21 protein-coding genes and 2 pseudogenes are annotated in these 25,489 nt (G+C 60.7%); 12 read left to right on the forward strand and 11 right to left on the reverse strand.

Annotated features, from left to right (window positions below):
* Window positions 1–6: 6 nt before the first annotated feature.
* Both B5527_RS28285 and B5527_RS28290 read left to right on the forward strand, forming a co-directional pair.
* Window positions 7–1,419, forward strand: a complete 1,413-nt coding sequence (locus tag B5527_RS28285) for an MFS transporter (protein WP_079604439.1) — start codon at window positions 7–9, stop codon at window positions 1,417–1,419.
* 90 nt (window positions 1,420–1,509) lie between these two features.
* Window positions 1,510–1,929, forward strand: coding sequence for a cupin domain-containing protein (locus B5527_RS28290; protein ID WP_079604440.1), 420 nt, complete (start codon window positions 1,510–1,512; stop codon window positions 1,927–1,929).
* A gap of 632 nt (window positions 1,930–2,561) precedes the next feature.
* Here B5527_RS28290 and B5527_RS47855 read toward each other — a convergent pair.
* From B5527_RS47855 to B5527_RS44630, 7 genes and pseudogenes are all read right to left on the reverse strand, one after another.
* Window positions 2,562–2,654 (reverse strand): hypothetical protein, encoded by a 93-nt coding sequence (locus B5527_RS47855; RefSeq protein ID WP_425305110.1) that lies wholly within the window; start codon window positions 2,652–2,654, stop codon window positions 2,562–2,564.
* Entirely contained in the window at window positions 2,638–3,090 is a 453-nt protein-coding gene (locus B5527_RS46705) for a hypothetical protein (RefSeq protein ID WP_245332290.1), read from the reverse strand. Before B5527_RS46705 ends, B5527_RS47855 begins: the two co-directional genes overlap by 17 nt.
* A gap of 199 nt (window positions 3,091–3,289) precedes the next feature.
* On the reverse strand, window positions 3,290–3,907 hold the full coding sequence (locus B5527_RS28300; RefSeq protein WP_079604442.1) for a peptide deformylase: 618 nt from the start codon (window positions 3,905–3,907) through the stop codon (window positions 3,290–3,292).
* A gap of 152 nt (window positions 3,908–4,059) precedes the next feature.
* Window positions 4,060–5,700, reverse strand: coding sequence for a GMC family oxidoreductase (locus B5527_RS28305; RefSeq protein WP_079604443.1), 1,641 nt, complete (start codon window positions 5,698–5,700; stop codon window positions 4,060–4,062).
* A gap of 146 nt (window positions 5,701–5,846) precedes the next feature.
* Window positions 5,847–6,613: pseudogene (locus tag B5527_RS28310) on the reverse strand (1,6-dihydroxycyclohexa-2,4-diene-1-carboxylate dehydrogenase).
* A gap of 564 nt (window positions 6,614–7,177) precedes the next feature.
* Window positions 7,178–7,645 (reverse strand): helix-turn-helix domain-containing protein, encoded by a 468-nt coding sequence (locus tag B5527_RS28315; protein ID WP_154072579.1) that lies wholly within the window; start codon window positions 7,643–7,645, stop codon window positions 7,178–7,180.
* Window positions 7,646–7,818: 173 nt separating this feature from the next.
* Window positions 7,819–8,157 carry a hypothetical protein gene (locus tag B5527_RS44630; RefSeq protein ID WP_154072580.1) on the reverse strand — a complete coding sequence of 113 codons (339 nt, stop codon included), beginning with the start codon at window positions 8,155–8,157 and terminating at the stop codon, window positions 7,819–7,821.
* Window positions 8,158–8,680: 523 nt separating this feature from the next.
* On the opposite strand from B5527_RS44630, the pseudogene B5527_RS28325 reads away from it, so the two are divergent.
* From B5527_RS28325 to B5527_RS28340, 4 genes and pseudogenes are all read left to right on the forward strand, one after another.
* A pseudogene (locus tag B5527_RS28325) lies at window positions 8,681–10,008 on the forward strand (Rieske 2Fe-2S domain-containing protein).
* Complete coding sequence (benB, locus tag B5527_RS28330) at window positions 10,005–10,496, forward strand: benzoate 1,2-dioxygenase small subunit (RefSeq protein WP_079604446.1); 492 nt, start codon at window positions 10,005–10,007, stop codon at window positions 10,494–10,496. Before B5527_RS28325 ends, benB begins: the two are co-directional and overlap by 4 nt.
* 15 nt (window positions 10,497–10,511) lie before the next feature.
* Window positions 10,512–11,534 carry a benzoate 1,2-dioxygenase electron transfer component BenC gene (benC, locus tag B5527_RS28335; RefSeq protein ID WP_079604447.1) on the forward strand — a complete coding sequence of 341 codons (1,023 nt, stop codon included), beginning with the start codon at window positions 10,512–10,514 and terminating at the stop codon, window positions 11,532–11,534.
* An 83-nt stretch (window positions 11,535–11,617) separates the two neighbouring features.
* A complete protein-coding gene (locus tag B5527_RS28340; RefSeq protein ID WP_079604448.1) occupies window positions 11,618–12,124 on the forward strand; it encodes a nuclear transport factor 2 family protein in 507 nt (168 codons plus the stop codon).
* Window positions 12,125–12,214: 90 nt separating this feature from the next.
* On the opposite strand, the gene B5527_RS28345 is transcribed toward B5527_RS28340, so the two are convergent.
* From B5527_RS28345 to B5527_RS28360, 4 genes are read right to left on the reverse strand one after another with little or no spacing between them, the layout of a single operon-like run.
* Window positions 12,215–12,997 (reverse strand): ABC transporter permease, encoded by a 783-nt coding sequence (locus B5527_RS28345; protein ID WP_079604449.1) that lies wholly within the window; start codon window positions 12,995–12,997, stop codon window positions 12,215–12,217.
* Window positions 12,994–13,854 (reverse strand): ABC transporter permease, encoded by an 861-nt coding sequence (locus B5527_RS28350; protein WP_079604450.1) that lies wholly within the window; start codon window positions 13,852–13,854, stop codon window positions 12,994–12,996. Before B5527_RS28350 ends, B5527_RS28345 begins: the two co-directional genes overlap by 4 nt.
* Before the next feature lie 5 nt (window positions 13,855–13,859).
* Complete coding sequence (locus B5527_RS28355; protein WP_079604451.1) at window positions 13,860–14,987, reverse strand: ABC transporter ATP-binding protein; 1,128 nt, start codon at window positions 14,985–14,987, stop codon at window positions 13,860–13,862.
* 1 nt (window position 14,988) lies between these two features.
* Window positions 14,989–16,050 carry an extracellular solute-binding protein gene (locus B5527_RS28360; RefSeq protein ID WP_079604452.1) on the reverse strand — a complete coding sequence of 354 codons (1,062 nt, stop codon included), beginning with the start codon at window positions 16,048–16,050 and terminating at the stop codon, window positions 14,989–14,991.
* A gap of 190 nt (window positions 16,051–16,240) precedes the next feature.
* Between B5527_RS28360 and B5527_RS28365 the strand changes: the two genes are divergently transcribed.
* From B5527_RS28365 to mprF, 6 genes are all read left to right on the forward strand, one after another.
* On the forward strand, window positions 16,241–16,831 hold the full coding sequence (locus B5527_RS28365) for a MarR family winged helix-turn-helix transcriptional regulator (RefSeq protein WP_079604453.1): 591 nt from the start codon (window positions 16,241–16,243) through the stop codon (window positions 16,829–16,831).
* Between the two features lie 230 nt (window positions 16,832–17,061).
* Window positions 17,062–18,087 (forward strand): amidohydrolase family protein, encoded by a 1,026-nt coding sequence (locus B5527_RS28370; RefSeq protein WP_079604454.1) that lies wholly within the window; start codon window positions 17,062–17,064, stop codon window positions 18,085–18,087.
* Window positions 18,088–18,149: 62 nt separating this feature from the next.
* Window positions 18,150–19,304 (forward strand): FAD-dependent monooxygenase, encoded by a 1,155-nt coding sequence (locus tag B5527_RS28375; protein ID WP_079604455.1) that lies wholly within the window; start codon window positions 18,150–18,152, stop codon window positions 19,302–19,304.
* Between the two features lie 28 nt (window positions 19,305–19,332).
* A complete protein-coding gene (locus B5527_RS28380; protein WP_079604456.1) occupies window positions 19,333–20,148 on the forward strand; it encodes an MBL fold metallo-hydrolase in 816 nt (271 codons plus the stop codon).
* Window positions 20,149–20,160: 12 nt separating this feature from the next.
* Window positions 20,161–20,538, forward strand: a complete 378-nt coding sequence (gene hpxZ, locus B5527_RS28385; protein WP_079604457.1) for an oxalurate catabolism protein HpxZ — start codon at window positions 20,161–20,163, stop codon at window positions 20,536–20,538.
* 890 nt (window positions 20,539–21,428) lie between these two features.
* Window positions 21,429–25,457 (forward strand): bifunctional lysylphosphatidylglycerol flippase/synthetase MprF, encoded by a 4,029-nt coding sequence (mprF, locus tag B5527_RS28390; protein ID WP_079604458.1) that lies wholly within the window; start codon window positions 21,429–21,431, stop codon window positions 25,455–25,457.
* Window positions 25,458–25,489: the final 32 nt, after the last annotated feature.

Consider the following 25,489-nt stretch of genomic DNA (forward strand, 5'->3'; position numbering starts at 1 on the left):
TAGGTCGTGAGCAGCGCGTCCCTGATCCTGACCGACCGCAGCCTGGCGCTCTCCGAGCCTAAGGCCGTCGGCGCGCAGGACAGCACAAAGGTGCTCGCCGCGTCGAGCCTAGGCAGCTGCCTCGTGTTCGTCAGCAGCGCCGTCGTCACGGTCGCGCTCGCGGCGATTGGCCGAGAGATGCGCCTGTCGCCGCTCGACTTGCTGCCGCTCGCGGCCCTGACCTTGGTCGCCGGCGCTCTGGGTGACCGCTTCGGACAGAAGCGGATCTTCCTCGCGGGGATCGCTCTCTATGGCCTGGGCGCGACCGCGATTGGTTTCGCGCCGAGTTTCGCCCCACTCATCGTCGGCCGGTTCCTGCAAGGCTTGGGCGAAGCCTTGATCCTGCCCAACGGCCTTTCCGTGCTCGGGCAGGCCTTTCCCGCCGACAAGAAAGCCCGTGCGGTCGGCATCTGGTCCGGCGCCGCGGCTGTCGCCAGCGGCGTCGCGCCCGCGATCGCCGGCGCGATCCTCGATTACGGGTCCTGGCGGACGACCTTTCTGATGCTCCTGCCCGTAGTCGCCGGCGCGCTGGCCGTCGGCACCGTGTGGATACCCAAAGACTCCCCGACGAGCCACGCCCGGGTCGACGTCGGTGGCGCGGTCTTTTCGACAGTCGGGCTCGGCGGGCTGGGTGCGGGGCTGACCAGCCTGACCAACGGTTCCGGTCTGAACCTTTGGGTGCTCGTCACCCTGATCGTCGGTCTGGGCGGCTTAGCCTGCCTCATCGTGACCGAACGGCGATTAGGCGACAACGCCATGCTGCCCCCGTCCCTCTTCGCCTCGCGGTCGGTCGTCGGCGCGAACCTGTTCACCGCGCTCCTCTACGGAGCGTTCACGATCATGCTAACCTTGATCCCGTTCGTGATGATCCGGGGCGCGCACCTGCCGACGCTGGTGGCGGGCCTGGCCTTCATTCCCCTGCAAGTGCTGATTACGGTCGTCTCGCCGCTCGCCGGCATGCTCTGCCGCCGGTTCGGCCGGCGCTTGCCATTGTTCGCCGGCGGCGCCGTCGTCGCCTTGGGATGCGCCATGACGCTCCGTGTCGGTTCGAACGCGACCTATTGGGCGGACATCTTCCCCCCCATCCTGTTGCTGTCGCTGGGCATGAGCCTGGCGATCGCACCGTTGACGACCCTCGTCCTCACCTCCGTCGAGTCCGATCGCGCCGGAACAGCGTCTGGTGTCAACAGCGCGGTCTCACGCGCCGGGTCCCTCTTCGCCATCGCCCTGCTGGGCGGCGTCCTGCAGCAGGGCGGTCCTCAGCTGTTCTCAGGATTCCACATGGCGATGGCTGTCGCCGCGGTCGCGTGCGTTCTCGCCACGCTCGCGGTGTTCATTATCGAGCCGGGGCCCCACGTCGACTTCATCCCGCGAGACTGACCCGTTCGGTGTCCGTAATCAGCAGGCCGGCAAGGCCGGGAGGAAACAATGAAGAACGAAGACCAACCTATAGGCAGAAGGAGAAAGCCCATGAAGATCCGAACCATCATCGCCGCCACCTGCGCCGCCCTCGCCTTCTCGATGGCCGGCCCCATCTACGCCCATGATAGCGAAGCGCAAACCGTCACGAAGAACTTCGAGACGGCCATTCCCAATATCCCTGGCAAGTCGCTGATCGCCGTGGAAGTCGATTACGCGCCCGGCGCGGCCTCCGTGCCCCACACCCACGCGAAGTCGGCTTTCATCTATGCCTATGTGATTTCGGGCGCTATCGAGTCGAAGGTGAATGACGGCGAGACGCGCATCTATCGGGCAGGCGAGAGCTGGTCCGAACCGCCGGGCGCTATCCATTCGATCAGCCGCAACGCGAGCAAGACCGAGCCGGCAAAGCTGCTCGCTGTGTTCGTCCTCGACACCAATGACGACCCTCTGACCACGCCCATCAAATAAACCTTCAGACGTTGTCATCCGGACCGCGGGAGGTATGTTAGCGGAGCCCGGAAGGACCGCTTCGGGTCAAACTCGGAAGTGGAGAGCCATTCGCGGCGAGTCCGCACTACCCCGATGAACGGACATCGTGAGACCGGGCCGACAGGTCCGTTTCGTGCCACTTCCAGAAATTCCAGAAGTTGGAACCGGATGAACACAAATAACGGTCTCTCCCTGGCCCATCCGCGACAAAACGGTGTTCGTCCCCTCGACCTCGAGAACACAGCCGTGCCGCCTCCATTCTTCGATTAGCCGGTCGGCGTTCATGATCCCCTCGCGTCACCAAGAAGTGAGATGCCTAGAGTCATTAGCTTCCAGCCCACGGATGTGCGGCCTTGCTGGTGGCGGTTCAACGCTTTGACAATCCGGCCGAGGCAGCAGCGAAAGCGCATCACCCCTTCAACCCTCGCTCGCGCTGAATGACTTTCATGGCTGGTCGGAGGCAGTCTGTGAAAAGTGCGAAACGAAGCGCCAGAGGTGCGGAACTTTGTGGTAGGCGAGCGTCATAGCAGTGTTCATGCTGGCCCTTGCGGACGAACGAGCGACCCACTGCATGGATGAAGCCAATTCCGGCGATTGCATAGCTGACCACATCAGCAATCACGGCAGTACCTCACGACCTGCTCAATCTGCGACCGCTGAGGAATGCCGATATCCCGCAATGTCCGGTCATCGAGTTTCGCCAAGGCAGCGACGGCCTTTTTGATCTCGCGCTCCCGGCGCCCATGCTCGGCGAGCAGCGTCCGAAGACTGCCCGCAGACCCAGTTAACGAAGGAGTTCGCTGATAGGCGACCAACGAAGGCGACGAAGAGGATTGGCGTTTTGGCAACATAAGATTCTCCCTGAACAGGCGCGGAGCTTTGACCACTGGCAGTTACGGGATCATCACTGGCGTGGACAATACGGTTACGGCCGTAATTTCGCGGCGCCACATTCTCATCATTTTTAGAATGGCTCGACTGGCAGCGCGAACACATAGCCAATGCGCAAAACTTAGCCGGAGGGAATCGAAACTCAAATTCACCAGCAAGGTGAGGCCAAACAGGTTGAAGTCCGTGGACGCTCGCGATCAACGGGATCGGCAGCAATTCCATAAAACGAAGATATTCGACGCCGTTCAAGCGCCGGTTTCACTGGCTAGATCGACTCTCCCCTGCTCCGCGTGCATATCGAAAATATCGAGATCGGCGCCAGCCGAGAAGTGCCGAAGGCCGCTGCGCAGGATGGTCGCGCGGCTACCGGCGTCTCGCGGCAAGTGAGGGGTCACATCGATTCACACAAAACCCACTTCGCATGTCGTGATCACCGCGAGTGATTTCTTCACTTTTCCTTGGGCGGTTGGATCGAAATGGCGAGGCGTTGGAGTAGGTCGGACGAAGCACCTGTACCGTGCGGCTCGGTCGAAGTGAGCGTTCTTGGAAGCATGCAATCGGTAAGCAGCCGTCCGTCAAGGTGATCGATTTCATGTTGAAAGATGCGTGCCGGCCATCCTTTGAGGGACCAGGTTTTCCGCTGGCCATTCGGCTGAAATCCTTCGACCTGGATCGCCCAGTAGCGGTAAACATCCGCCTTAAAACCGGGAATGCTGAGACACCCCTCTGTCTCGATCACCATCTCCGGGGAAGTCGCGTACCAAATCGGATTGATGACTGCCTCAAACGGGAACGGATATCGATTCCGAGCCTTTTGCTGTTCGGGAGTCAGATGGCTCATCCGATCTTCAGTGTCTTCGACGACGAACAGACGTAATGGCACCGCAATTTGCGGCGCCGCGAGGCCTACGCCTTTTCCCGCGAGCGTGGCACGCATGACGTCGATCAGTTCGTGAAGCGCGGGTGTCCCTAACAGTTCTTGCGGTACACTCCGCGTGCCGTTACGGAGCGCCGGATGGCCGACTTTGACTATCTCGACAGGGGTCGCAGGAACATCAAAGCTCATTGGCGATCCCAAAAGAGTGCGTGCGGTCTACGTACATAGGATTAGCCGAGTGGTGTGCCCACCGTTTAGTTGCCATCGAGCAATCCGATCCTTTCTCTTTCACGTAAGCGCTGGCGGGCTCGCTGGGCGCGTATCACTGCGATTGTAGGACCTCAAGTGCGGTGGGCGATCTTCAGCATCTCTGCGGCGCGCTCGCCAATGATAACGCATGGCGCCATGGTGTTGCCGGTTGTGATGCGCGGCATAATTGAACCGTCAGCGATACGAAGATTATCGATTCCGTGGACCTTGAGAGAGCCGTCCACCACCGACATCGCATCCTGTCCCATCTTAGCAGTACATGTCTGATGCCAATAGCTGCTTGCTGCGTCACGGATGAAGTTCTCGAGTGCGGCGCCTTTGAGAATGCCTGGCATCACCTCCCGCTTGACGAACGGGCTCAGTGGAGCAGAGTTGCCGACTTCGCGGCAAAGCTCGACGCACGCTATCGCCGCCTTCATATCATCCGGGTGCGCCAATGTGTTGGCCTCGATCTCGATCGGGGACTGAGGATTGGCACCCGTCAGGCGGATGCGGCCCCGGCTCTTTGGCCGCACGACGCCTGCAAGCAATGACCAGGAACCCGGCGGTGGACTAAATTGGGCTGCTGTCTCTGCACTGCAGAACGGCACCTCACCCTGGCAGGTTTGCAGATCCGGGGTATCGAGATCAGGATCGCTCTTCCAGAAGTACGTCGCTTCACACATGTTGTTGCGTGGAGGGAGTGCCTGGGGATACTCCCAAACACACCCAAAACCGACATGGTCCTGAAAGTTTTCGCCAACGCCTGGAAGGTGCTGCACGCAAGGTATTCCCAGCCGCTTCAGTTCGGTTTGGTCACCGATTCCCGACAACATCAGCACCTTTGGCGTGTGGATCGCGCCCAACGATAATACCACCTCCACTCCGGCAGCGATGCGTTGAACCTTTCCATCATGAACGATCTCGACGCCGCTGGCTCGCTTGCCGCTCATGACAAGTCGAGTGACCAGTGCCTGGCAGAGCACCGTCAGGTTCGGCCGGTCCATGCAGGGAAAAGCATAGGAACGGAATACGGATTGCCGCATTCCGTCGCGGACTCGCAAGTCGATGATAGAGGCACCGCCATCACCTTCCATCATCAGCCCGTTCTGGCTTTGGAAGGTCGGAATGCCAACCGAGCGTGCGCCTTCGACCATGGCAGGGGCCACCGGGTTCGGGTCCGGCGCGGGCTGAACAAAAACCGGTCCTCCGGTCCCGCGACATCTTGGGTCCGGCACGCCGTGCCAATCTTCGATGCGGCGATAGATGTTCAGTACCGATTGGTAGCTCCATGCGGCGTCCCGAGCCTCGGCCGCGAAGAAATCCCAGTCGTTCTTGTGCCCGCGCGCCCAGGCCATGAGGTTGATGCTGGATCCACCGCCAAGTATCTTGCCCATATTCAGCGGAATGGAGCGCCCATTAAGGTGTGGGTTCGGCTGGCCCATAAAAGCCCAGTCATGTTCGCCGCCAATGTTCAGAGGCCATTGGCCGGCTTCCTTGATGCTTGGCATATCGTCGCTGCCGCCGGCCTCCAGCAGGAGGACGCTGACCTCCGCGTTCTCGGCCAATCGGCGCGCCACCACTGAACCAGATGAGCCAGATCCGCAAACTATGAAGTCATAGTGCAGCTTGAGTTCAGCCGTGAGCTTTTTTTGGTTGGCACGTACCCGTTCGGCAAATCCTGCCGTCTGAGTGTCCCGCTCGGGATCAGTTTCAAACCTGGCACTGCTCATTATATCCGCCTTTTACGATTGCTCATGGAAGTAAGATGTCCTTGCTCGCGCAGGCTATTTGCACCAGAACCGTCTCCATCAGGCTGTCGCTCATCGCGCTTTCCTCCGTCGCGGAGTCCTGATCGCAAGCGTCCGACGGTCATCGCTCAGCCGAGGTCGCCGCCTGCCACGGGCAGGTAACGCCAGTGGTGTAGGAGGCCTCGTCCGAGGCCAGGAATAGGATTGCCGCCGCCTGCTCCGCGGTCGTGCCGAAGCGTTTCATCGGGCTGGAGGAGAGGGCCTGATCTACGATCTGCTGGTACCAGACCTTCTGCGGGGCGGGGTTGCGCTGAATGCGCCGCGGCGGTGCCTCCGTCGCGCCGGGGGCGACGCCGCAGACGCGGACGCCGTGCTCCGCGTATTCGAAGGCGAGGCAGGCGGTGATGGCGTTCACGCCGCCCTTAGCCGCCGCGTAGGGAGCGCGGTTCACCCCCCGCGTCGCCACGGACGAGATGTTTACGATAACGCCGCCGCCCTCCTTCAGCATCACCGGCAGCACGGCCCGGCAGCACCAGAGCGTCGGGAAGAGCGAGCGGCGGATCTCTGCCTCGATCTGCGCTTCCTCAAATTGGGCAAAGGGCTTGGCCCAGATCGTGCCACCGACGTTATTCACCAGGATTTCGATGCGGCCGAAGCGCGCCCGCGCCCGTTCCGCCGCCGCCGTTGCGCCGGCGAAGCCTTCCAGGTCTGCGATGACGGTCAGCGCCTCGGCTCTCGCCTCTTGCCGCACCTCCTCGACGAGGTCGGAGCGGTCCACGAGGATAACGCGAGCCCCTTCCCGCGCAAGTTGCAATGCGACCTCACGGCCGATGCCCTGCGCCGCCCCGGTCACTACGGCAGTCTTGCCGACGAAGCGGTCCGGATAGGGCGTCATCGCGGCCTCACACCACGTGCCGGTGGATTTCGTCGATAGCGGTCACCGCGCCGCTCGGAGAGACCTTCTCTTAGTAGAAATCCTTCTAAGGGCACATCACTTTGTGATCGGCCCGAACTCATTTGTCCGTCATGCACCATCTGGAGCGGCTTCGTATGCGGATTGTCGATTTGATCGATTGGATGGGACATACCGACTCTCTCCATTAGCTCTCGTTTCGGACTCACGTGATCCGATCCATCCCTCTATCCTGCTTTGATATTGTGTCCTGCAAACCTAGATCGGCCCAGCATCGGCGTCATTGGTTGTCGGCGCCCTTTCGCTCGTACGGCCGCGCACTGCGCGTTGCGCCCGAGAGTTCGTTGGAGGTAGCGTCGCAAGGCTCATCGGCTTGACCTACGCCAGGGTCATGAGCTCAAGCCTCACCATCACACCATTGCGTGGCACGCCCCATCGGAGCGAATAGGCAACTTCAATTCGTGCGTCTAATTGGTGCGACTGCTGCTGTACGATTTGCTTATGCTGGCTTGTCCGGTGCGAATTGCTGCCTCAGACATCGTGAGCCTATGTCGCACTTTCAGCGGTGCTGATACGCCCGGGCTCGGCATGATTTCCCGAATGGGAGCCTGGGGTATGACCGAAGCGACGGCGAAATTTTCGAATGAAATTAGTGTAGTCGCCAAAGCCGCTGGCGTAGGCGATCTCGCTGATGGGCTGGCTTGTTTTCAGAAACGACCGGCGTTCTAACAGACGCGCGGCGTGATCCAGACGAACCGACTGTATGAAATAACTGCAGGTGGAGTTTCTGGTCGTAAAAAGCTTCTGAAGGTAGCGTAGCGAGATTCCCGCCTTGACCGCCACGTCGCAAGGACCGAAATCCGGATCGGCAAAGTGATCCTTGATCATATCGCAGATACGCGCGAACAGCTTGTCTGTGTGAAGAGAGGAACCTTCTGGATCGGGCGGCGCGAATAATGCGCCCAATAAATCGTAGAATGCGAGACGCATGTAGGCGTTAGCCGAAACGGACATTGATTGCTGGTCTTCAACGCCATCCTGAAGGAGTTGACGGAGCGGTCGCGCTGCGGCCGCTCCGCTACGTCGAGAAAGGCACCGCGGTTCCGAGCCCAGATGAGACACCAGGGACCGGCGCGGCAGTTGCAAAGACCGCCACCACTGGTCGCCCTCCTTCTCAGATACGTATGTCACGGGCCGCGCCGCGTCGACCAGAGCGACATCACCGACTGTAAGTTCCACAGTCCGGTCGTTCTGGATGACGACTGACCGGTCATCTGAAAGATCGCGTAGTAGTGATCCCTAGCATCAACACGGATGTCCTGGCGCGTGCGCTCGAGGCGATGAGCATTGGAACTAAGCTCCACTGCTTTCAATCCGCAAATGCTTCGGGCACGCGCTCTGCCAAAGAAGATCTTGGGTTCGATCCCACCCGGCGTGTACCGGCCACAGATCGAGCGGACCACATCTCGCCACGCTTCGTAATCCAAGTTTGGGGTGCTGAGAAAATCGCCGCTTGAATGCATCATCGCCTCTATCAAGTGCGCTCAAACTCAGAGCACCTTCTCGGGATGAGAACTCGGGGTAAGGAGTTTTTCTTCCATACCGGCGGCGCCGAGATGAGCTCTTCCCATGTGGCAGGACATATTCACGATGACACCGATTTAACCGCACTTTTGAATCACGATTGATCACGCCTCTGAGACTTTACAGTACGGGTCTGAGGCAATGGATCTCAATCGCAATGCCTATCGGTTTGAGCGGACACAGCTGGATGTTCGCTTCGTTGGCGTGGATCATGAGTAGGAACGAGCCAGCTTTCCAAAATGACCTGCGGCTTTTTCCGACTCACTAAACTACTTCTGAACAAAGAATTCACCCGGTGCGGACGGACTCGAGGTCATTAGCCCGGTGCGCATCTGTACAGGCAGAAAGGGCGCGATCGTCTCATGACGTTTATCTAGGTTGCGATACGCTCCGATCGTCTCGACGATAGTTGCGAGCATCGCCGCCCACTTAACAGACTGACCGACACTTCGGAGAAAACAAGCCATGACATCAAGCATCATTGAACGTCTCGACACAGCATTGGTCGAGGAGTCGGCCGATGGTTTGTTTCGTTGTAATCGTGCGATATTTACCGATGTCGGGTTCTTTGAGTTGGAGACGAAGCACCTGTTTGAGGGAAACTGGGTGTATCTCGCGCACGAGAGTCAGATTGCGAACAAGAATGACTACTTCACGACCTGGATGGGACGACAGCCCACCTTTATCACCCGCAGCAAGGACAACGAACTTAACGCCTTCATCAATGCCTGCAGTCACCGTGGCGCAATGCTTTGCCGTTACAAGCGCGGCAGCAAGTCGACATTCACCGGCCCGTTCCATGGTTGGACATTCAGCAATTCCGGAAAGTTGCTGAAGGTGAAGGATCCTGACGGCGCCGGTTATCCCGAGCAATTCCACAATAAAGGCTCGCACGATTTGAAGAAGGTAGCGAGGTTCGAGGCCTATCGCGGCTTCCTGTTCGGAAGCCTCAACCAGCATGTGAGGCCATTGGCCGAACATCTCGGCGAGGCTACGAAGATCATCGACCTGATGGTCGACCAGGCCCCCGACGGACTCGAAGTTTTGCGCAGTTCGTCCAGCTACATCTACGACGGCAATTGGAAGCTGCAGGCTGAAAACGGTGCCGACGGCTACCATGTGTCGTCGGTGCATTGGAACTACATTGCCACGACGAGCCGCCGCAATGCGGAATCGGATGACGTCAAGGCGACCGATCTCAGCAAGATGAAGGGTGGTTACTATTCGTTCGAAAACGGGCACATGGTCGTTTGGTCCAGGTTTGCCGACCCAACGACTAGGCCCGCCTACGCGCACCTCGACCAACTCACGGCAAAGCATGGCCGCGCCAAGGCTCAATGGATGGTCGAGAACCTGCGCAATCTCTGCCTCTATCCAAATCTCTATCTGATGGACAGATGAGTTCGCAGCTGCGCGTGACCCGCCCGCTGGCAGTGGATAAGACCGAGGTGACGATCTACTGCATCGCGCCGAAGAATGAGCCGGCAGAGGAGCGGGCGCGCCGCATTCGCCAATACGAAGATTTTTTCAATGCCAGCGGCATGGCGACGCCCGACGATCTAGAGGAATTCCGCGCCTGTCAGCAGGCATACATGGGTAAGGTGATGCGCTGGAATGACTTGTCGCGCGGCGCAACGCACTGGATCGAGGGGGCCGATGAGGAGGCGCAGGCGATCGACTTACGTCCGCTGAGAAGTGGAGTAAAGATCGAGGACGAAGGCCTTTTCCTTGTTCAGCACGGCTATTGGTCCGACGCGCTGCGCGCGGCCGTGATCAAGGGAGATGGCGCATGAGCACGATCCCCTTGTCCGGGGTCGAAGCGTTTCTCTATGCCGAGGCCCGCGCCCTCGACGATCGGGACTGGGACACGTGGCTGGCCTTCTACGCGCCCGACGCGAGCTTCTGGATGCCGGCCTGGGACGACAACGACAGACTTGTCGAAGACCCTCATGCGGAGATTTCCCTGATCTACTATGTTCGTCGCAGCGGCCTCGAAGATCGCGTCTTCCGCATCAAGACCGAACGGTCGAGCGCCAGCACCCCCGAGCCGCGGACGTCGCACAATATTTCAAATGTCGAAATCCTCTCCCAGGACGACAGCAAAATCGACCTCCGCTTCAACTGGCTGACGCTCAGCTATCGTTACAAAATCGTCGACACCTATTTCGGAGTTTCCTTCTACACCCTCGAAATTACAGGTGAACGCCCTCTGATCAAAGCCAAAAAGGTGGTTCTGAAGAACGACTACATCCACCACGTCATCGACATCTATCACATCTGATGATGGCAGGCAGGCGTGCTACACAAGATTGCTCTCAATTTTGAAGATGGAATCACTAAGTTCATCGATGCAGCCGAAAGCGAAAGCATCGCCGACGCCGCTTATCGCCAGGGCATTAATGTGCCGCTCGACTGCACCAACGGCGTTTGCGGCACTTGCAAGGCTTTTTGTCAATCGGGTGCGTTCAACCCTGGATCTTACATCGAGGATGCGTTGAGCGATTCCGAAGCGGCCGAAGGCTATGTCCTTTGTTGCCAGGCGAAGGCGAAGAGCGACATGGTGATCGACGTCCTGGCCTCCTCCGGTGCGTGCAAAGTGAAACCCAAGAACACGATGGCCGAGATCGTCAAGGTCGAGGCCTTGTCGGCCCACCGCATAAGGCTGTCGGCCAAGCCGCTAGATGGTGTGCTTCCGATGTTCTTGCCGGGACAATATGTGAATGTCACCGCTTCGAACGAGACTGTGACGCGGCCCTATTCGCTCACCTCTGCGCCGGGCGCCGACGTGGCGACCTTCATGATCCGCAACGTGCCGGGCGGCAAGATGAGCGCCTACCTCGAGGCGAAGGCCAAGGCCGGTGACAGGCTCCTTCTCAACGGCCCGTTCGGTAGTTTCTACCTTCGTGCGCCGCGACGGTCGATCCTGTTCCTTGCCGGAGGGACCGGCGTCGGGCCGATCTTGTCGATGCTCGAGCATCTGGCCGCGCGGGGTGCTAACGATCAGCCCGTGCAACTCGTTTACGGCGCGCGCGATGACGCCGATCTGGTCGAGGTCGAACGGATCGAGGCGCTCGCAGCGCGTATCCCTAAGTTCGCCTATCACACCACCTGTTCGGGCCCTGGAAGCCGGCATCCGCTGACTGGCCATGTCACAGATCATTTTGCCGACGGTGCGCTTAACGGCGACGTGGACGTATATCTGTGCGGGCCGCCCGAGATGGTCGAGAGCGGGCGCCAGCATGTCGCGAAGCTCGGCATATCGTCCGCAAACGTCCATTTCGAAAAATTCGTTCCTGCGAGCGAGGTCTTGGCAGTGTGACGTCAGGCCCATCGCCGGTATGAGACCTCTAACCCTCCCTGGTGCGGAGACATGCCTACGGAGATCGAGGCCCGCGGCGGTCCTTGGAGAAGACCGACGGTTACGTTTTGAAGAAGGCCAACGTGATCAATGAGCGGCGTCGCATGATTATGAAAGTTCTTCTTTCCGCGTTGTTCGCGGCCGCTGTAATAATCCCTGCGGCACTTGCTGATGAACAAGAGGATGCCTACGCCGCCGTCGAACGTTGGTCAGCGGCATTCAACTCTGGCGACGTCGAACAGATAGTTCGCATGTATACGGATGATGCGCTGGTACTCGGTACTCTTAGCCCCGGCATGATTTCAAAGCCCGATGATCTTCGTGCTTATTTCAAGGCGGCGGTAGCCCTGGCGGAATTGTCCGGAATTTCCACGGACAAGCGCATCCTTGGCTATCAGCCGTACTGGCAGCGCTTGGCCACGAACCTTCGCGCCAGCAACATTGAAGCCGGTCGCGAAGCGTTGAGGGTCGCCATTGGACTGTCGACCGACAGCACCGTACGGCAGCATTTGCGGCTCCGCCTGCACACCACCAGCTCCGGTCAAATCTGACAGCCGCATGCTTGACGCAGGCGGGATTTGGAGGGGCTTCCTGTTGCGCAAAAGGCCGGGCCCCTGGGACTGGCAGCCTTGAACAGGCCATTAGCCGAGCCGCGTTCGTGCGATGAACGGAAGCAATACGAGCGAGATCAGGAGCAGCATAACCGACATCGCCGCCACGCTCGGGTCGGTATAGGACAGCATGTGCTGCATCAGGCGCAGCGGCAGGGTATCATTGCGGGTGATGAACAGCGACAGCGAGATGTTATCCATTGACAGCAGGAATGCGGCGATTGCGCCGGCAATCACCCCCGGGCGGATGTGCGGGAGCGTAATCCGGAAGAAGGTTCGGGCCGGCCCGACGCCGAGGTTGAGCGATGCGCGCTCGAGCGACCGGTCGAAATTGGCGAGCGAAGCCAGCACCATCGCGATAACGTAGGGAATCCCGAGCACGGCGTGGCCCAGGGTGGCGGCAACCAGGCCGACATTGAGGCCGAGCATGGGAAGTGAGAACAGCATCCCAAGGCCGAGCACGATCGCGGGCAGCGCGATCGGGAGCATCAGAAACGTCTGTATCAGTGTGCGCCCCGCGAAGCGATGATGGTTGATGGCAATGGCGGCGGCGCTGCCGGCAACCGCCGACAACACGGTGCTCGCGACCGCAATGATGACGCTCTTGCAAAGGCCATCCATCAACAGGTCCGAGTGCAGCACCGAGGCGAACCAGCGCAGGCTCATTTGGGCCGGCGGGAAATCCGGCCGTTCCCCGTTATTGAACGCAACCGCCGCCGCGACGGCGATAGGAAGCAGCAGGAACACCACCACTGCCGCCGCGTAAAGGCGGAGCGCCGTGCCGTTGCGTTGGGTGTCGTCCGGTTGACTCATAGGGTCAGGGCCCACGGCGCCAGGCGCTTTAGCAGGAGATTGGCGGCAATGAGGAACGATGCGACGAGGCCAAGCACCACGGTAGCCATCGCTCCGGCCAGCGCCCAACTGCTGTTGGTGATGGCTTCGTAGTAGATGGCCGGCGCGATCAACTGGAATTTGGTCGATCCCATCAGCGCCGGCATCGCGTAGTCGCTCAGGACGCCGGCGAAAACGAGCTGGCCGCCGGCGACCATGCCGGGCACCGACATCGGCAATGTGACGCGAAGAAACGTCCGCGCGCCTGACGCTCCGAGATTGCCCGACGCCTTCAAGAGATTGCCGTCGATCTTCTGCAACGCCGTGATCAATGGGATGATCATCAGCGGCAGGTAGCGGTGAATCATGCCGACCATCATGCCTTCGGCTTCGAACAGCATGCGCAGCGGCGCATCGATCAGGCCAAGCCGCAGCAGAAGGTGGTTGATCAGGCCGCTATCCGCCAGGATGATGGTCCAGCCGAAGGCCCGCATGATGACGCTGACGTAAAGCGGAACGTAGACGCACCACAGCAGCAGGTTTCGCGCCGAGTCGGATGTTCTCACCACGAACTGCGCGAAGGGAAAGGCCACCAGCAGCGACACGACCGTCGAGATGGCCGCGACCAGCAAGGTGTTGGACAAAACCTTGACGTAATACGGGTCGGTCAGGACTTTCAGGTAGTTCGCGGTAGTGAAGGCCGGCACCGTCAGGCCCTGGGGATCATCGAAGTAGACGCTGTTGCGGACGACGATAGCGAGCGGCAGCAGGAAAAACGGTAGCAGCAGCGCGCCGGCGGGAAACAGCCAGATCCAGGGAGCGTAGGCGCTGCGTTGCATGAGCGTCAGTCCACGCGGGCGAGCCGACAGCAGGCCGGATCGAATTCGACGTACACCGGACGGCCGGCGGTAGCCTCAATCTGGCCGCGCCCGTTGACCGGGCGGTCGACGACGATCTGCTGGCCCCCGCATGTCAGCACGATCCGCTCCTGCGCGCCCAGGAAGGTGGAAAGCGCGACTGTTGCCGGCCGGCCGATATGGACGGCGCTCGGCCGTTCGCCGATCGAGATGTCTTCGGCGCGGATATAAACCAGCACATCGCCCGGTTGGTCGATCCCGCGCGGGAGTTCGGGTGCATCGAATTCCAGTCCGTCGCCGAGGCGGAGCCGTGGCTTGCCGCCCGGCGCCGTCTGTAGGGTGGCATTCATCGTGTTGATCGAGCCGAGAAAACGCATGACATAGCTGTCGGATGGCCTCTCGTACATCATCCGCGGCGTATCGATCTGGGCAATTCGTCCGCCCTGCATGACGGCAATCCGGTCCGCCAGCGAGAACGCCTCGCGCTGATCGTGCGTGACGAGAATCGTGGTAACTTTGAGCCTGCGTAGCAGCAGAGACAATTCCACCTGCATGTCCTCGCGCAGGTTCCGGTCGAGAGCGCTGAACGCCTCGTCGAGCAACAGGACGTCCGGCTGCACCGCCAGCGCGCGCGCGATGGCCACGCGCTGGCGCTGGCCGCCGCTGAGCTGGGACGGATAGCGCTCGCCAAGCCCGTCGAGCTTGAGCAAGGCCAGCATGTCATTGACGCGTGCGACGCGCGTGGCAGGATCGAGGCCGCGGGCTTCGATTCCATAAGCGATGTTGCGGGCTACCGTCAGGTGCGGAAATAATGCGTAGTGCTGAAACACCATCGCGGTGTTGCGACGGTGCGGTGGAACTCCGTTCAAGACCCGCCCACGCAGACGGATGGTGCCTGTGTCCGGTACCTCGAAGCCGGCAATCAGATTGAGTAGCGTCGACTTGCCACAGCCGCTCGGGCCAAGCAGGGCAACGATTTCGCCGCGGTTGATGGCGAGGTTGCAGCGCTCGATCGCCACCACGCCATCAAAGAACCGGCCGACATCGACCAGCTCAAGTTCAGCCACGGTTGTGGCATCATGGGTGGGCGGCGCGCCACGCGCGGCGCCGGACATCTCAGCTCTGGACTTCACGGGTGTAGCGGTCCAGCCACTCTCGCTGCTTCGATGCGGCGTATTCCTCGTCCTGGAAGAACAGTTGCGCCGGATCGAGCGACACCAGTTTCTTCAGCTCGGGCGCGAGCGTGAGATCGGTGCGGGACGGGGTGCCGTACAACGCCCCGACTAATTGTTCCTGCACCGGCTTCGTCAGCGTCAGGTTAATGTATTTCCTGGCGAGTTCGACGTTCTTCGAGCCGCGCGTGATGCAGAGGTCGTAAGGAATGGCCGCGATACCTTCCTTCGGCGTGGTCTTGACGATATTCGGGGACACCTTGGACTGATTTGCGATCCGGATACCGAATTGCGGCGCGATCGAGATATCGCCGCGGTCGATAAGCTGCGTCGGCTGGATGCTGTCCGGATAAAAGGTCCGCACGCTCGGCTTGAGCGCCTTGAGCCGGGCGAAGGCCTCATTGACCGCGGCATCGGACTGGTCCTTGCCACCCACCGCGCGGACGATGCAGGAGATGAACGCGAAGGTCGCGCCGCCATTGGCTGCCGACGGCAGCGCCGTTTTGCCGTTGAATTCGGGCTTCCACAGATCGAGCCACGACGTCACCGGTTCCTTGACCTGGTTGGTGTCGATCATCATGTCGAATGTGTCGGAAATCATCGCCACACCCCAGCCGGCAGCTGGGATGGCCTGGGGAATCAGGGCTTTGGCTTCGGGAAAATCCGCGGCGCTGACCTTCTCCAACAATCCGGCATTGAGCGCGCGCAATCCGAACGAGCGCGACACCATCGCGACGTCAAAGGGCGGATTGCCACGCTGGGTCTGCAGCTTGGCTATGACGGAGGGAGAAACTTCAACGTCATATTCGACGCGCCCGAAACCCATCTGGGTAAACGGTTTGCCCACGATATCGTTGAGGGCCTGGTACGGCCCTCCGAAATGGGTGGAGCGGATCAAGGCTTCCTGCGCCCGGAGCTCTAAAACTGCAACGACCGGAGTGAAGATGGCCGCGCCGGCTGCGCTGCCGGCGGCCGACAGCAATTTGCGGCGAGTCATATCCGTCATGTCGATCTCCTGAAGAACATGCGTCCGAGCCGGCGTCGAATTAGTTCGATAGCGAATAGTTTGATACTAAACAATGTGACCCCGCAAACCGTTGTTGTCAACAGTTCGTGCCGCACGGCAATTGCTGCGGGTTGATTTAGCGGCTATTGCGGATGGGCATCGGTCGAATTTGCGGCAATGGGCAGAAGCAGTGATCAAGCGCAAGGCGAACAAGCGGACTGCGAAGTTCAGAGATAGCAAGGCGGACGCGTCGCGCCGCGTCCCGGCGAAAGCCGATCCGCAGGCAGATCCTGTCGAGACCATCCTGACTCAATGGCAACGCGAACGGCCGGATCTCGACCCGGCGCCGATGCAGCTGTTCGGTCTGGTGGCGCGGGCGCAGTTCCTTTCGACCGTGTATTTCAACGAACTGCTCGAGCAATGGAACCTGTCGCGGGGCAGCTTCGACGTGTTGGCTGCCCTTCGCCGCTCCGGGCCACCCTTTACCCTCACGCCGAAGCAACTCTCGGACTCGTTGATGTTGAGCGGCGCGGGCATGACCAGCCGGCTGGATCGCCTCGAGTCGCTTCGATTGATCGTCCGGTTGCCCGAGCCGACCGACCGCCGCAGCCTAAAAATCCAGCTGACGCCGCGGGGCGTACGCATGATCGATGAGGTGGTCCCCGCCATTGTCGACGCGCAGTGGAAGATCGCCGCGACGCTGGGCCCGGAAAAGACAGCCTCTCTAACCAAGTCCATGCGCCAGTTGACCGACGCGCTGACGAAACCCCGCGATCGCTGAGATCGCGGGTTCGGCGGGAAAAATAGGAATTGACAGCAGCAGCGCAAAATACTTAATCTCGATATAGTTCGCTATCGAATTATTCGATTGAGAACGAATTAGCGCGATCGTCCGCGGTCGGGATTTCCGTCGATCGTCAGGTTCTTATACGTAGTGGGAACCCGCTGCGGCGGACCCATCGCGGGCCGCGCAGCCGTCGCGAGTCGAGATGATCCGAGAATGAATCACGCATGATTGTCGACATCCATGCCCATTATGTTTCACCCGATCTGATCGCGGAGGCGCGCAACAACGGCGCGGCCTATGGTGTGAGCGTCGACACTGTCGACGGCGGCCTGGATCGGCTGACGTTCCTGCACAGCGGGGCGGCATTGCGGCCCTTTCTCGGCGAGTTGTGCGATCTCCCGGGCCGCCTTCCCTATCTCGACGGGTTGGATGTGGACCACCAGGCGGTGTCGGCCTGGACCGACATGAGCGGCGACGATCTGTCGCCGGAGCAAGGTGCGCGCTGGGCACGGCTGCAGAATGAAACGCTTGCGGCCGACACCGGGGCACCAGGCGGCCGATTTGAGGCCATGGGCACTCTTCCGATGCAGACCGTCGAAGGTGCGATCAACGAGCTTGACCACATCGTCAAGCGACTGGGCATGCGATCGATCGAGATGGGCACGCATGCGAATGGCCGCGAGCTCGATCACCCGGATTTCCGGCGGCTGTGGAAGCGTCTTGCCGAACTGGACGTGTTCGTGTTGCTCCATCCGCCGTTCAAGCCGGTCGGTCTCGATCGGGTCGGCGACTATTTCCTCAACAACCTGATATCCTATCCGGTCGACACCACGATCGCGGCGGCCCGTCTAGTTTTCAGTGGCATCATGGCGGAACTGCCGGAGCTGAAAATTTGCCTGGCTCATGGCGGCGGCTTCCTTCCCTATCAGATCGGACGGTTTGACCGCGGTTTCGCCGCGCATCCCGCGTGCAAGAAGACGATCACCCGACCGCCGCTCGATTTTCTCCGCTCGTTCTATTTCGACACGCTGACGCATAATACCGCCGCGCTCGATTACCTGTGCGCGACGGTCGGCGCGGATCGGCTGGTTTATGGCAGCGACTATCCTTTTGAAATGCTCGACGAGAGCGGACCGTCGCGAGTTCGGGCGATGAAGGAGATGTCCAATTCCGATCTGGCAGCAATCCTTGGTTCGACGTCACGACGGCTTCTCGGAGAGGTCTCGGCGCGACGGTCGAAACAGGCCTGAAACCTCGATCGGGCGGGACGAATTCACTGTGATCGGGCGGCTGCGGTAGTCGGGATAGCGCGATGGACAGAACGACGAGAATAGCGGTGGTCGGCGCGGGCCTCGGCGGCATGACCGCCGCCGGCCTGCTGCAGGCGGCGGGCTTTACCGTAAGCGTCTATGAGCAGGCGGCAGCGTTTTCGCGCATTGGCGCCGGGATCCATTTCAGCTCGAACGTCATGCTGGTGATGCGCCGGCTTGGAATCGAGCAGGCGTTGTCCGCTATCGGGCTGCATCCCGACGCCTTTGTCAGCCGCAAGTGGGACACCGGCGAGATCCTGTTCGAATTGCCGCTCGATGCCGGCCGCGAAGCGCATTATGGCGCGGCCTATATCAACGTGCATCGCGGCGACCTCCATGCGGTGATGGAAACCGCGCTCACCCGCGGTTCATTGCAGTTCAACAAGCGGCTGCGCGCGCTGGATGATACAGGCGATGTTATCCGGCTCGAATTCGAGGATGGAACGCAGGCCGAAGCCGATCTCGTCGTCGGCGCCGACGGCGTCAACTCGAAGGTGCGCGAATTCGTCCTCGGTCCCGGCCGGCCGCAATACACCGGCCAGATCGCGCATCGCGCGGTTTTCCCGTCAGCTCTCCTGAATGGATTGCCGATCCGGGCTTGCACCAAATGGTGGGGCGAAGGGAACCATATCCTCGTCTATTACATGACCCAGACCCGCGAAGAGGTCTATCTCGTCAGTAGCGCGCCGCAGGCCGAGTGGAGCGAGATGACGTCGTTCGTGCCGTGCGATCGCGACGAATTTCTCTCGGTGTTCGACGGCTATCACCCGGAATTGCGCCAAGTGATCGAGGCCGCGCCTGAGGTGACGAAATGGCCGGTATTTGCCCGCGAGCGGATCCCATGCTGGCACAAGAATCGGATCGTGCTGCTTGGCGATGCCTGCCATGCCATGAAGCCCTATATGGCCGCGGGCGCCGCGATGGCGATCGAGGACGCGGCCGTACTGGCGCGCTGCATCGGCGAGATCGGTCGCCGGGGGCCCGCTGAAAGCTTCGCCTGGTACGAGGCCAACCGCATGCCGCGTGTCAATAAAGTGCAGGATATCTCCTCGCAGAACATCTGGCTGCGCCAGCCTGTCGATCCGGACTGGCTGTTCAAATACGACGCTTGCCAGATTCCACTGGTTGCGCCCGCTGCTGCCGCACCCGCACCGTAAACCAAACGTTTTCCAGGAGGCACGATCCATGGACGCATTCATCTGCACGACCTGCGGGACACAATTTGCTCCATCGAACAAACCTCCGGCGCAGTGCGCCATTTGTGAGGAGGAGCGGCAATTCGTCCTGCCGACCGGACAGGCTTGGACCACACTGGGGCGGCTGCGCAAGATCCATATGGCGACGTTCCGCGACGACGGCGGCCTTATCGGTATCGGGATGTCGCCGAATTTCGGCATCGCGCAGCGCGCCTTGTTGGTGCGGGCCGCCGCCGGCAATGTATTGTGGGACTGCATCAGCCTGATCGACCCGACCATGGTCGACATCATCATTGGGCTGGGCGGATTGAAGGCGATCGCCATTTCACATCCCCACTATTATACGACCTGCGTGGAATGGAGCCGCGCGTTCGGAGACATTCCGGTCTACCTTCATAAAGCGGATTCCGAATGGATCATGCGTTCCGATCCCTGCATCCAGCTCTGGGACGGCGAGAGCAAGGAGATTGCTTCGGGCATGACGCTGATTCGCACCGGCGGCCATTATGAAGGCGGCGCCGTGATGCATTGGGCGCAAGGCGCCGGCGGCAAGGGAGCCATCCTGAGCGGAGATCTGCTGCAGGTGGTGGCAGACCGCAAGTTCCTCGGCTTCATGCGCAGCTATCCCAATTTTATCCCGCTCGGCGAGAAGGCCATTCGTGCGATCGCGGCGACCGTCGCGCCCTACCAATACGATGCGATCTATGGCGCGTTCTGGGACCGTGTGATCCCACAGCATGCCGGGATGGCGATGGATAAGTCCGTCGAACGCCATATCGAATGGCTTCAACGCGATGCGCTGTAAAAAGGCCTAGCCATGAAGATCGACGCTCCGGAGGTCATGAGCGAGGTTTTGGCGGCTTTCGATCGCTATGAACGCGCTTTGACCAACAACGACGTAACGTTACTGAAGGAGCTGTTCTGGGACAGTCCGACCACCATCCGTTATGGCGAGGCGGAGAACCTTTACGGCGCGGATCAAATCCACGCATTTCGGGCGGCGCGGCCGTCTGGTCCTCGTCCACGGGATTTGCTCTCGGTGCGCATCACGACATTCGGGCAGGATTTCGCAGTCGCGAATGCTGAATTCCGCAATCGGAGCGAAAGCCGGCTGGGGCGGCAGAGTCAGACTTGGACCAGGATCGCGGGCGCGTGGCGCATCGTTTCCGCGCATGTATCCTACATGGACGCGTAGCCGCGAGCGGTTGGTTTTCGCTTGGACCAGATTGCCGAGTTCTTGGAATGCTTGGTGGCGCACCAAGGCTCGAACCTGGGACCCGATGAGCTGTAAATCTTCTCGTTTTATGAACCTGCGAACGGCCGCTTTACGCCAAAAGCCGTCGCTCACAAATAGCACGACTCGGGTCTGCCGACGGCAGGTCACTGCGATAACGGCAACACCACGCGAGAGCACAAGTTCTGCCCATGTCAGTTTCCGGTAAGGTGAACTCTACTTTGCGCAATCACAGTTTCGTCGCACTCGCGCTTTAGCTAATGCGAACCATTGCTTAGCTTTTGATTTGAATCGGTCGACGGCGATAGTGGGACTTCGAAGCGGACGACGGCTTTCGTAAGCCGGCGCTTGGCGCTCAACTAAGGCAGCCGAGCGATGGAACCGCGGAGTAAAGCGACAACGAAAGCCTTGATGCCTGGAACATCGCTCGGGCTGGTGACGCCTCCGCCGATGCCCAACCCGGACCAGTCGTGCACAGGTGAGAGTTTGGTCGGGTGGAGAATGTCCGACGAGCAAAGTGCACGTAACCGCTGCCGCGCGAGCTACGAGATCGGCGGCGGAGGTGTTGCGATGCGACAACGTCTTCGTTGCGCGGACGCCAGCTACAATTTCGACCTACAAGGCACTGGGGCTTCCAAGGCACTGGGGCTTCTCATCTCGGAGGGGTCGCGGACACTGGAGCGAAACCACCAACAAGATCGGTGAACTAGCCAGTGGAGCAGCTTAAAGACGCTGTGTCCCAGCGCGCGGAGGGTTTATGTTCGACTTGACCCGAGCCATGATCGGAAATTCGTTGAGGAAAACGTTCGTTCCGTTCGATACGGACGTGCGCGCACCACGGTACTACGGCAATGCGTAAGGCCGCTCCGCCAAATGTCGCGCCCGGCTATGGCCGAGATACCCCTTACCCGATCGATTACGATCCGGCCGAAGTCCGTGGCTGGAACTGGAGGGGCGGCCCGCTGCGCCCATTACTCGTCGCTTTTCTCGCACTGGTGCTCATCGGCATCGTGCTTTTGGGCATCGAAAGAGAAGCCGCTGAAATCGACTTTCAATTGTTGGTTACAGCGCTGCGGGCCACACCTGCAGCGAGCCTTGCCGCAGCACTTGCTGCAACGGCGCTCAGCTATCTCGCCCTTATCGGTTACGACGTCTCCGCATTACGCTATGCACGCGCGCATGCGCCGTTGAGGACGATTCTGCTCGCCTCCTTCAGCGGCTTCGCCATCGGAAATGCCGTTGGCCTGGGTGCCTTCTCAGGCGGGGCCGTACGTTATCGACTCTATACAGCTGCAGGGCTCTCGCCGGGCCAAATTGCGCGCGTGGTCTTGTTCCTTTCAATCGCCTTTGGAGTAGGGCTCGGTACCATCGCTGCTCTAAGCATGATCCTGCAGGCCAGCGAGGTGAGCCGCTTGCTCGGCGTCTCACCCCAGCCACTGCGTGCGATCGCGGCAATCATTCTGACCATAGCCAGCGGATTTCTGATCTTTTGTGCACTGCGCCGAACGCCCTGGCGACGGGGCGCGATCGACATCGATGCGCCGGGCGCAATGCTGGTGCTGATCCAGGTTCTTCTCACGGCGATCGACGTGCTCGCCGCCGCGGCCACGCTTTGGGTGCTGCTGCCCTCACTGGGAATTAGCTTTTTCGCCTTTGCCGCTATTTATTGCGCAGCGCTTGCGCTGGGCGTACTGAGTCACATTCCCGGTGGGCTTGGTGTATTCGAAGTCGCAATCCTTTACGCGGTTGGAAGCAGCGCGCCAGCGGACGCCGTGGCGGCAGCCTTGGTGACCTATCGCGGCATATACTTCCTGCTCCCGCTGCTACTCTCGACCCTCCTCCTCACCAACTTCGAACTGCGGAACTCGCTCGGCACGGCAACGGGCCAGCGGATCGGTCGTGCAGCAAGCGACCTTGCACCCCTCTTTCTCGCCGCAACCACCTTTACCGTCGGCACGATCCTTGTGGTTTCGGGCGCCATGCCGGCCTTCGTCGATCGGCTTCAAATCCTCCACATTGCCGTTCCGCTCTGGGCGGTCGAGATATCTCATTTCCTTGCCAGCGTCGCCGGTCTCTTCCTGTTATTCGCCGCGCCTGGCCTATATCGCCGGCTCGATGGCGCTTGGTGGCTGGCTCTGTCCATGACGCTGCTCGGCATCCCCTTTTCTTTGATCAAGGGCCTAGCTGTCGTCGCGCCCAGCGTATTGGCCATCCTTCTAATCGGGCTGGTCACTGCGCGCGGCCAATTCTCGCGCCGGACATCGCTGCTTTCCCAACCGATGTCTTTGGGCTGGCTTATCGCCACCGGCTGCGTCATTGCAGCTATGGTCTGGATTCTCTTCTTTGCGTTCCGAAATGTTGAATATGCTCGTGAGCTATGGTGGCAATTCGAATTCGATGCCGCAGGGCCGCGTGCGTTGCGTGCGGTACTTGGCGTCGCGTTGCTCGGCTTAGGGGTCGGTGTCTCGCAGCTGCTCCGCCCCGCCGGTGCGCGCCCCGGCCCGCCGAACGCCGAGGAAATCGATCGGGCGAGGCGCATCGCTGTCCGACAGCCGCGCCCCGACGCCCTGCTCGCGCTCATGGGCGACAAGAGCTTCCTCTTCTCGGATTCGGGCCTCGGCTTTCTGATGTTTGCGACGCGCGGACGAACCTGGGCGGCGCTGGGCGACCCAGTCGGCCCTCCGGCGGAATGGCCGGACCTCATGTGGCGTTTCATCGAACTTGCCGACAGCCATGGTGGTCGAGCCGCCTTCTATCAGATACCGGCATCGAGCTTGCCGCTCTATCTCGACGCCGGCCTCAAAATCCTGAAGCTCGGCGAAGAGGCGCGTGTTTCCCTGCCCTCCTTCACCCTCGAAGGCTCCGTTCGGGCCGATCTCCGCTATGCCTTGAAGCGTGGCGAGCGCGACCAGCTTCAATTCGAGATGATCCCGCCCGAGTGTGTGGCCTCCATCATGAACGAGATCGGCGAGGTCTCGAATGCTTGGCTGAGCAAGCATGCCTCGGGAGGTGAGAAGCGCTTTTCGGTCGCCGCCTTCCAGCGCGAGTACGTGCTCGCGCAGCCGGTCGCGTTGCTACGGCAGAACGGCGAAGCGATAGCATTCGCCACTGTTATGACGACTGATTTCAGAGACGAGGTGACCCTCGGCTTGATGCGACTTAAGCCCGGCCCGACATCACGCTTCGCGATGGAGTATCTCTTTGTTCGTCTCATCCAGCATTTTCGCGAACAAGGCTACAACACATTCAGCCTCGGCACGTTGCCGCTCTCTGGCTTTTCTGCGCATCGCCTAGCGCCGAGCTGGCATCGTTTGGCTCGTGTGATCTGGTCGCTCGGACGCCGTTACTATAATTTTCAAGGCCTGCGCACTTTCAAGGCAAAATTCCACCCGGCGTGGGAACCGCGCTATCTCGCCGCCTCGGGATGGTTCGGCCCCTATCTTGCACTCATCGATATTGCTGCGCTGATCGGAGGGGGGGTGCGGGCTACCATCCGTCGCCCTACCGTGAACAATCGGCGCATTCGCAACGTCGCCGCGGCCCTCCTTGCGATCACTACCACCGCTACGCTCATACCTTGCCGACCGGCGTGGGCAATTGAAACTGGAAATCTCGGCGATGTGCGTCAGATCAATCCTGTCGGCGCGATGCGCGGCCTTGTCGTGTTGTTCTCAGATGCTCGCGGCTGGAGCTCGGTATCGGATGATACGGCCGCAGCACTCGCGCGCGATGGCGCATTGGTCGTGGGCGTGGATCTGCCCACATATCTACAACGGCTGGACACCCTTACGGGCGAAAGGTGTCATGGCGTGGTGGGCGACATTGAGTCGGTCAGTCGACAGATCCAGCGTGAGCGCGGCAGCACTTCATATCGGACGCCGATTGTGGCCGGCATCGGCGAGGGTGGTGCGCTGGCGGCAATCATTCTCGCACAGGCGCCCGCCGCGACTATCGCCGGTGCGGTGAGCTACGACCCGACCATCTCTGTGCGCTCCCGCATCCCTCTATGCTCGACCTCAGCCACTTCGGCGGAGCCGGAGGCTGGCTTCGCGTATGGACCGTGGCCGTCGCTCCCCGGCTTCTGGATAGTCGGGTTTCCTGCCGGTCGCGATACTCCCGGGCGTCAGCGCATCGCCGCGTTGAAGGCAGCTGGAACGCCAGTCAACGTTTCGAACGCTGCTGGCGGCGCCGCAGAAACACTCGCGGCGCTGTTGCACCCGTTCCTCGTGCCGGGCGCGATCGCGCCCACGGCGGGTATTGCCAACCTTCCTCTTGTCGAACTGCCTGCGGAGCCTCGCGGACCTCTCCTGGCGATCGTTCTCTCCGGCGACGGCGGTTGGCGCGATGTCGACAGAGCCATCGCGCAGAAGCTGCAGTCAGACGGCGTATCTGTTGTCGGCTGGGACAGCTTGCGCTACTTCTGGAGTAAGAAATCGCCAGAGCAGACGGCTCGCGACCTCGGTGCCGTGATCGATACGTACACATCACGTTGGGGTGCGTCCAAGATTGCGCTCATCGGCTATTCCTTCGGTGCCGACGTTCTACCCTTCGCCTATGATCATCTGTCGCCTGAGGCAAAGGTTCGCGTCGTTCAGCTGTCACTCCTGGGATTCGCCCCGGCGGCCAATTTCGAAATCACTGTCTCCGGCTGGCTTGGCGCGGCCCCTGACAAGGACGCGCGGCCAACCGAACCAGCGCTCGTGCCGATCGACCCGACGATGGTTCAATGTTTCTACGGCGCCAACGAAGACGACAGCGCATGCCCGCTCCTCACGGGAAAGGCAGAGGTCATTCGCGTCCCTGGCGGCCACCATTTTGACCATGATTATGGCGCGCTGGCCCGACGCATTCTCGACGGATTTCGTCGGCGCGGCGGCTAGGCCGCACAGGAGTGGGGACCTGGTGGAACCTG

The organism is Bradyrhizobium erythrophlei, from assembly GCF_900129425.1.
GTDB classification, from domain to species: Bacteria; Pseudomonadota; Alphaproteobacteria; order Rhizobiales; family Xanthobacteraceae; genus Bradyrhizobium; species Bradyrhizobium erythrophlei_C.

Coding starts and splice junctions, on each gene's coding strand:
- B5527_RS28360 (WP_079604452.1), bottom strand. CDS start 16,050: ATGACGGATATGACTCGCCGCAAATTGCTGTCGGCCGCCGGCAGCGCA.
- mprF (WP_079604458.1), top strand. CDS start 21,429: ATGCGTAAGGCCGCTCCGCCAAATGTCGCGCCCGGCTATGGCCGAGAT.
- B5527_RS28315 (WP_154072579.1), bottom strand. CDS start 7,645: ATGTCCGTTTCGGCTAACGCCTACATGCGTCTCGCATTCTACGATTTA.
- B5527_RS28375 (WP_079604455.1), top strand. CDS start 18,150: ATGGACAGAACGACGAGAATAGCGGTGGTCGGCGCGGGCCTCGGCGGC.
- B5527_RS44630 (WP_154072580.1), bottom strand. CDS start 8,157: ATGATGCATTCAAGCGGCGATTTTCTCAGCACCCCAAACTTGGATTAC.
- B5527_RS28380 (WP_079604456.1), top strand. CDS start 19,333: ATGGACGCATTCATCTGCACGACCTGCGGGACACAATTTGCTCCATCG.
- B5527_RS28350 (WP_079604450.1), bottom strand. CDS start 13,854: ATGCAACGCAGCGCCTACGCTCCCTGGATCTGGCTGTTTCCCGCCGGC.
- hpxZ (WP_079604457.1), top strand. CDS start 20,161: ATGAAGATCGACGCTCCGGAGGTCATGAGCGAGGTTTTGGCGGCTTTC.
- B5527_RS28290 (WP_079604440.1), top strand. CDS start 1,510: ATGAAGATCCGAACCATCATCGCCGCCACCTGCGCCGCCCTCGCCTTC.
- B5527_RS28370 (WP_079604454.1), top strand. CDS start 17,062: ATGATTGTCGACATCCATGCCCATTATGTTTCACCCGATCTGATCGCG.
- benB (WP_079604446.1), top strand. CDS start 10,005: ATGAGCACGATCCCCTTGTCCGGGGTCGAAGCGTTTCTCTATGCCGAG.
- B5527_RS28345 (WP_079604449.1), bottom strand. CDS start 12,997: ATGAGTCAACCGGACGACACCCAACGCAACGGCACGGCGCTCCGCCTT.
- B5527_RS28300 (WP_079604442.1), bottom strand. CDS start 3,907: ATGAGCTTTGATGTTCCTGCGACCCCTGTCGAGATAGTCAAAGTCGGC.
- B5527_RS28305 (WP_079604443.1), bottom strand. CDS start 5,700: ATGAGCAGTGCCAGGTTTGAAACTGATCCCGAGCGGGACACTCAGACG.
- B5527_RS28355 (WP_079604451.1), bottom strand. CDS start 14,987: ATGTCCGGCGCCGCGCGTGGCGCGCCGCCCACCCATGATGCCACAACC.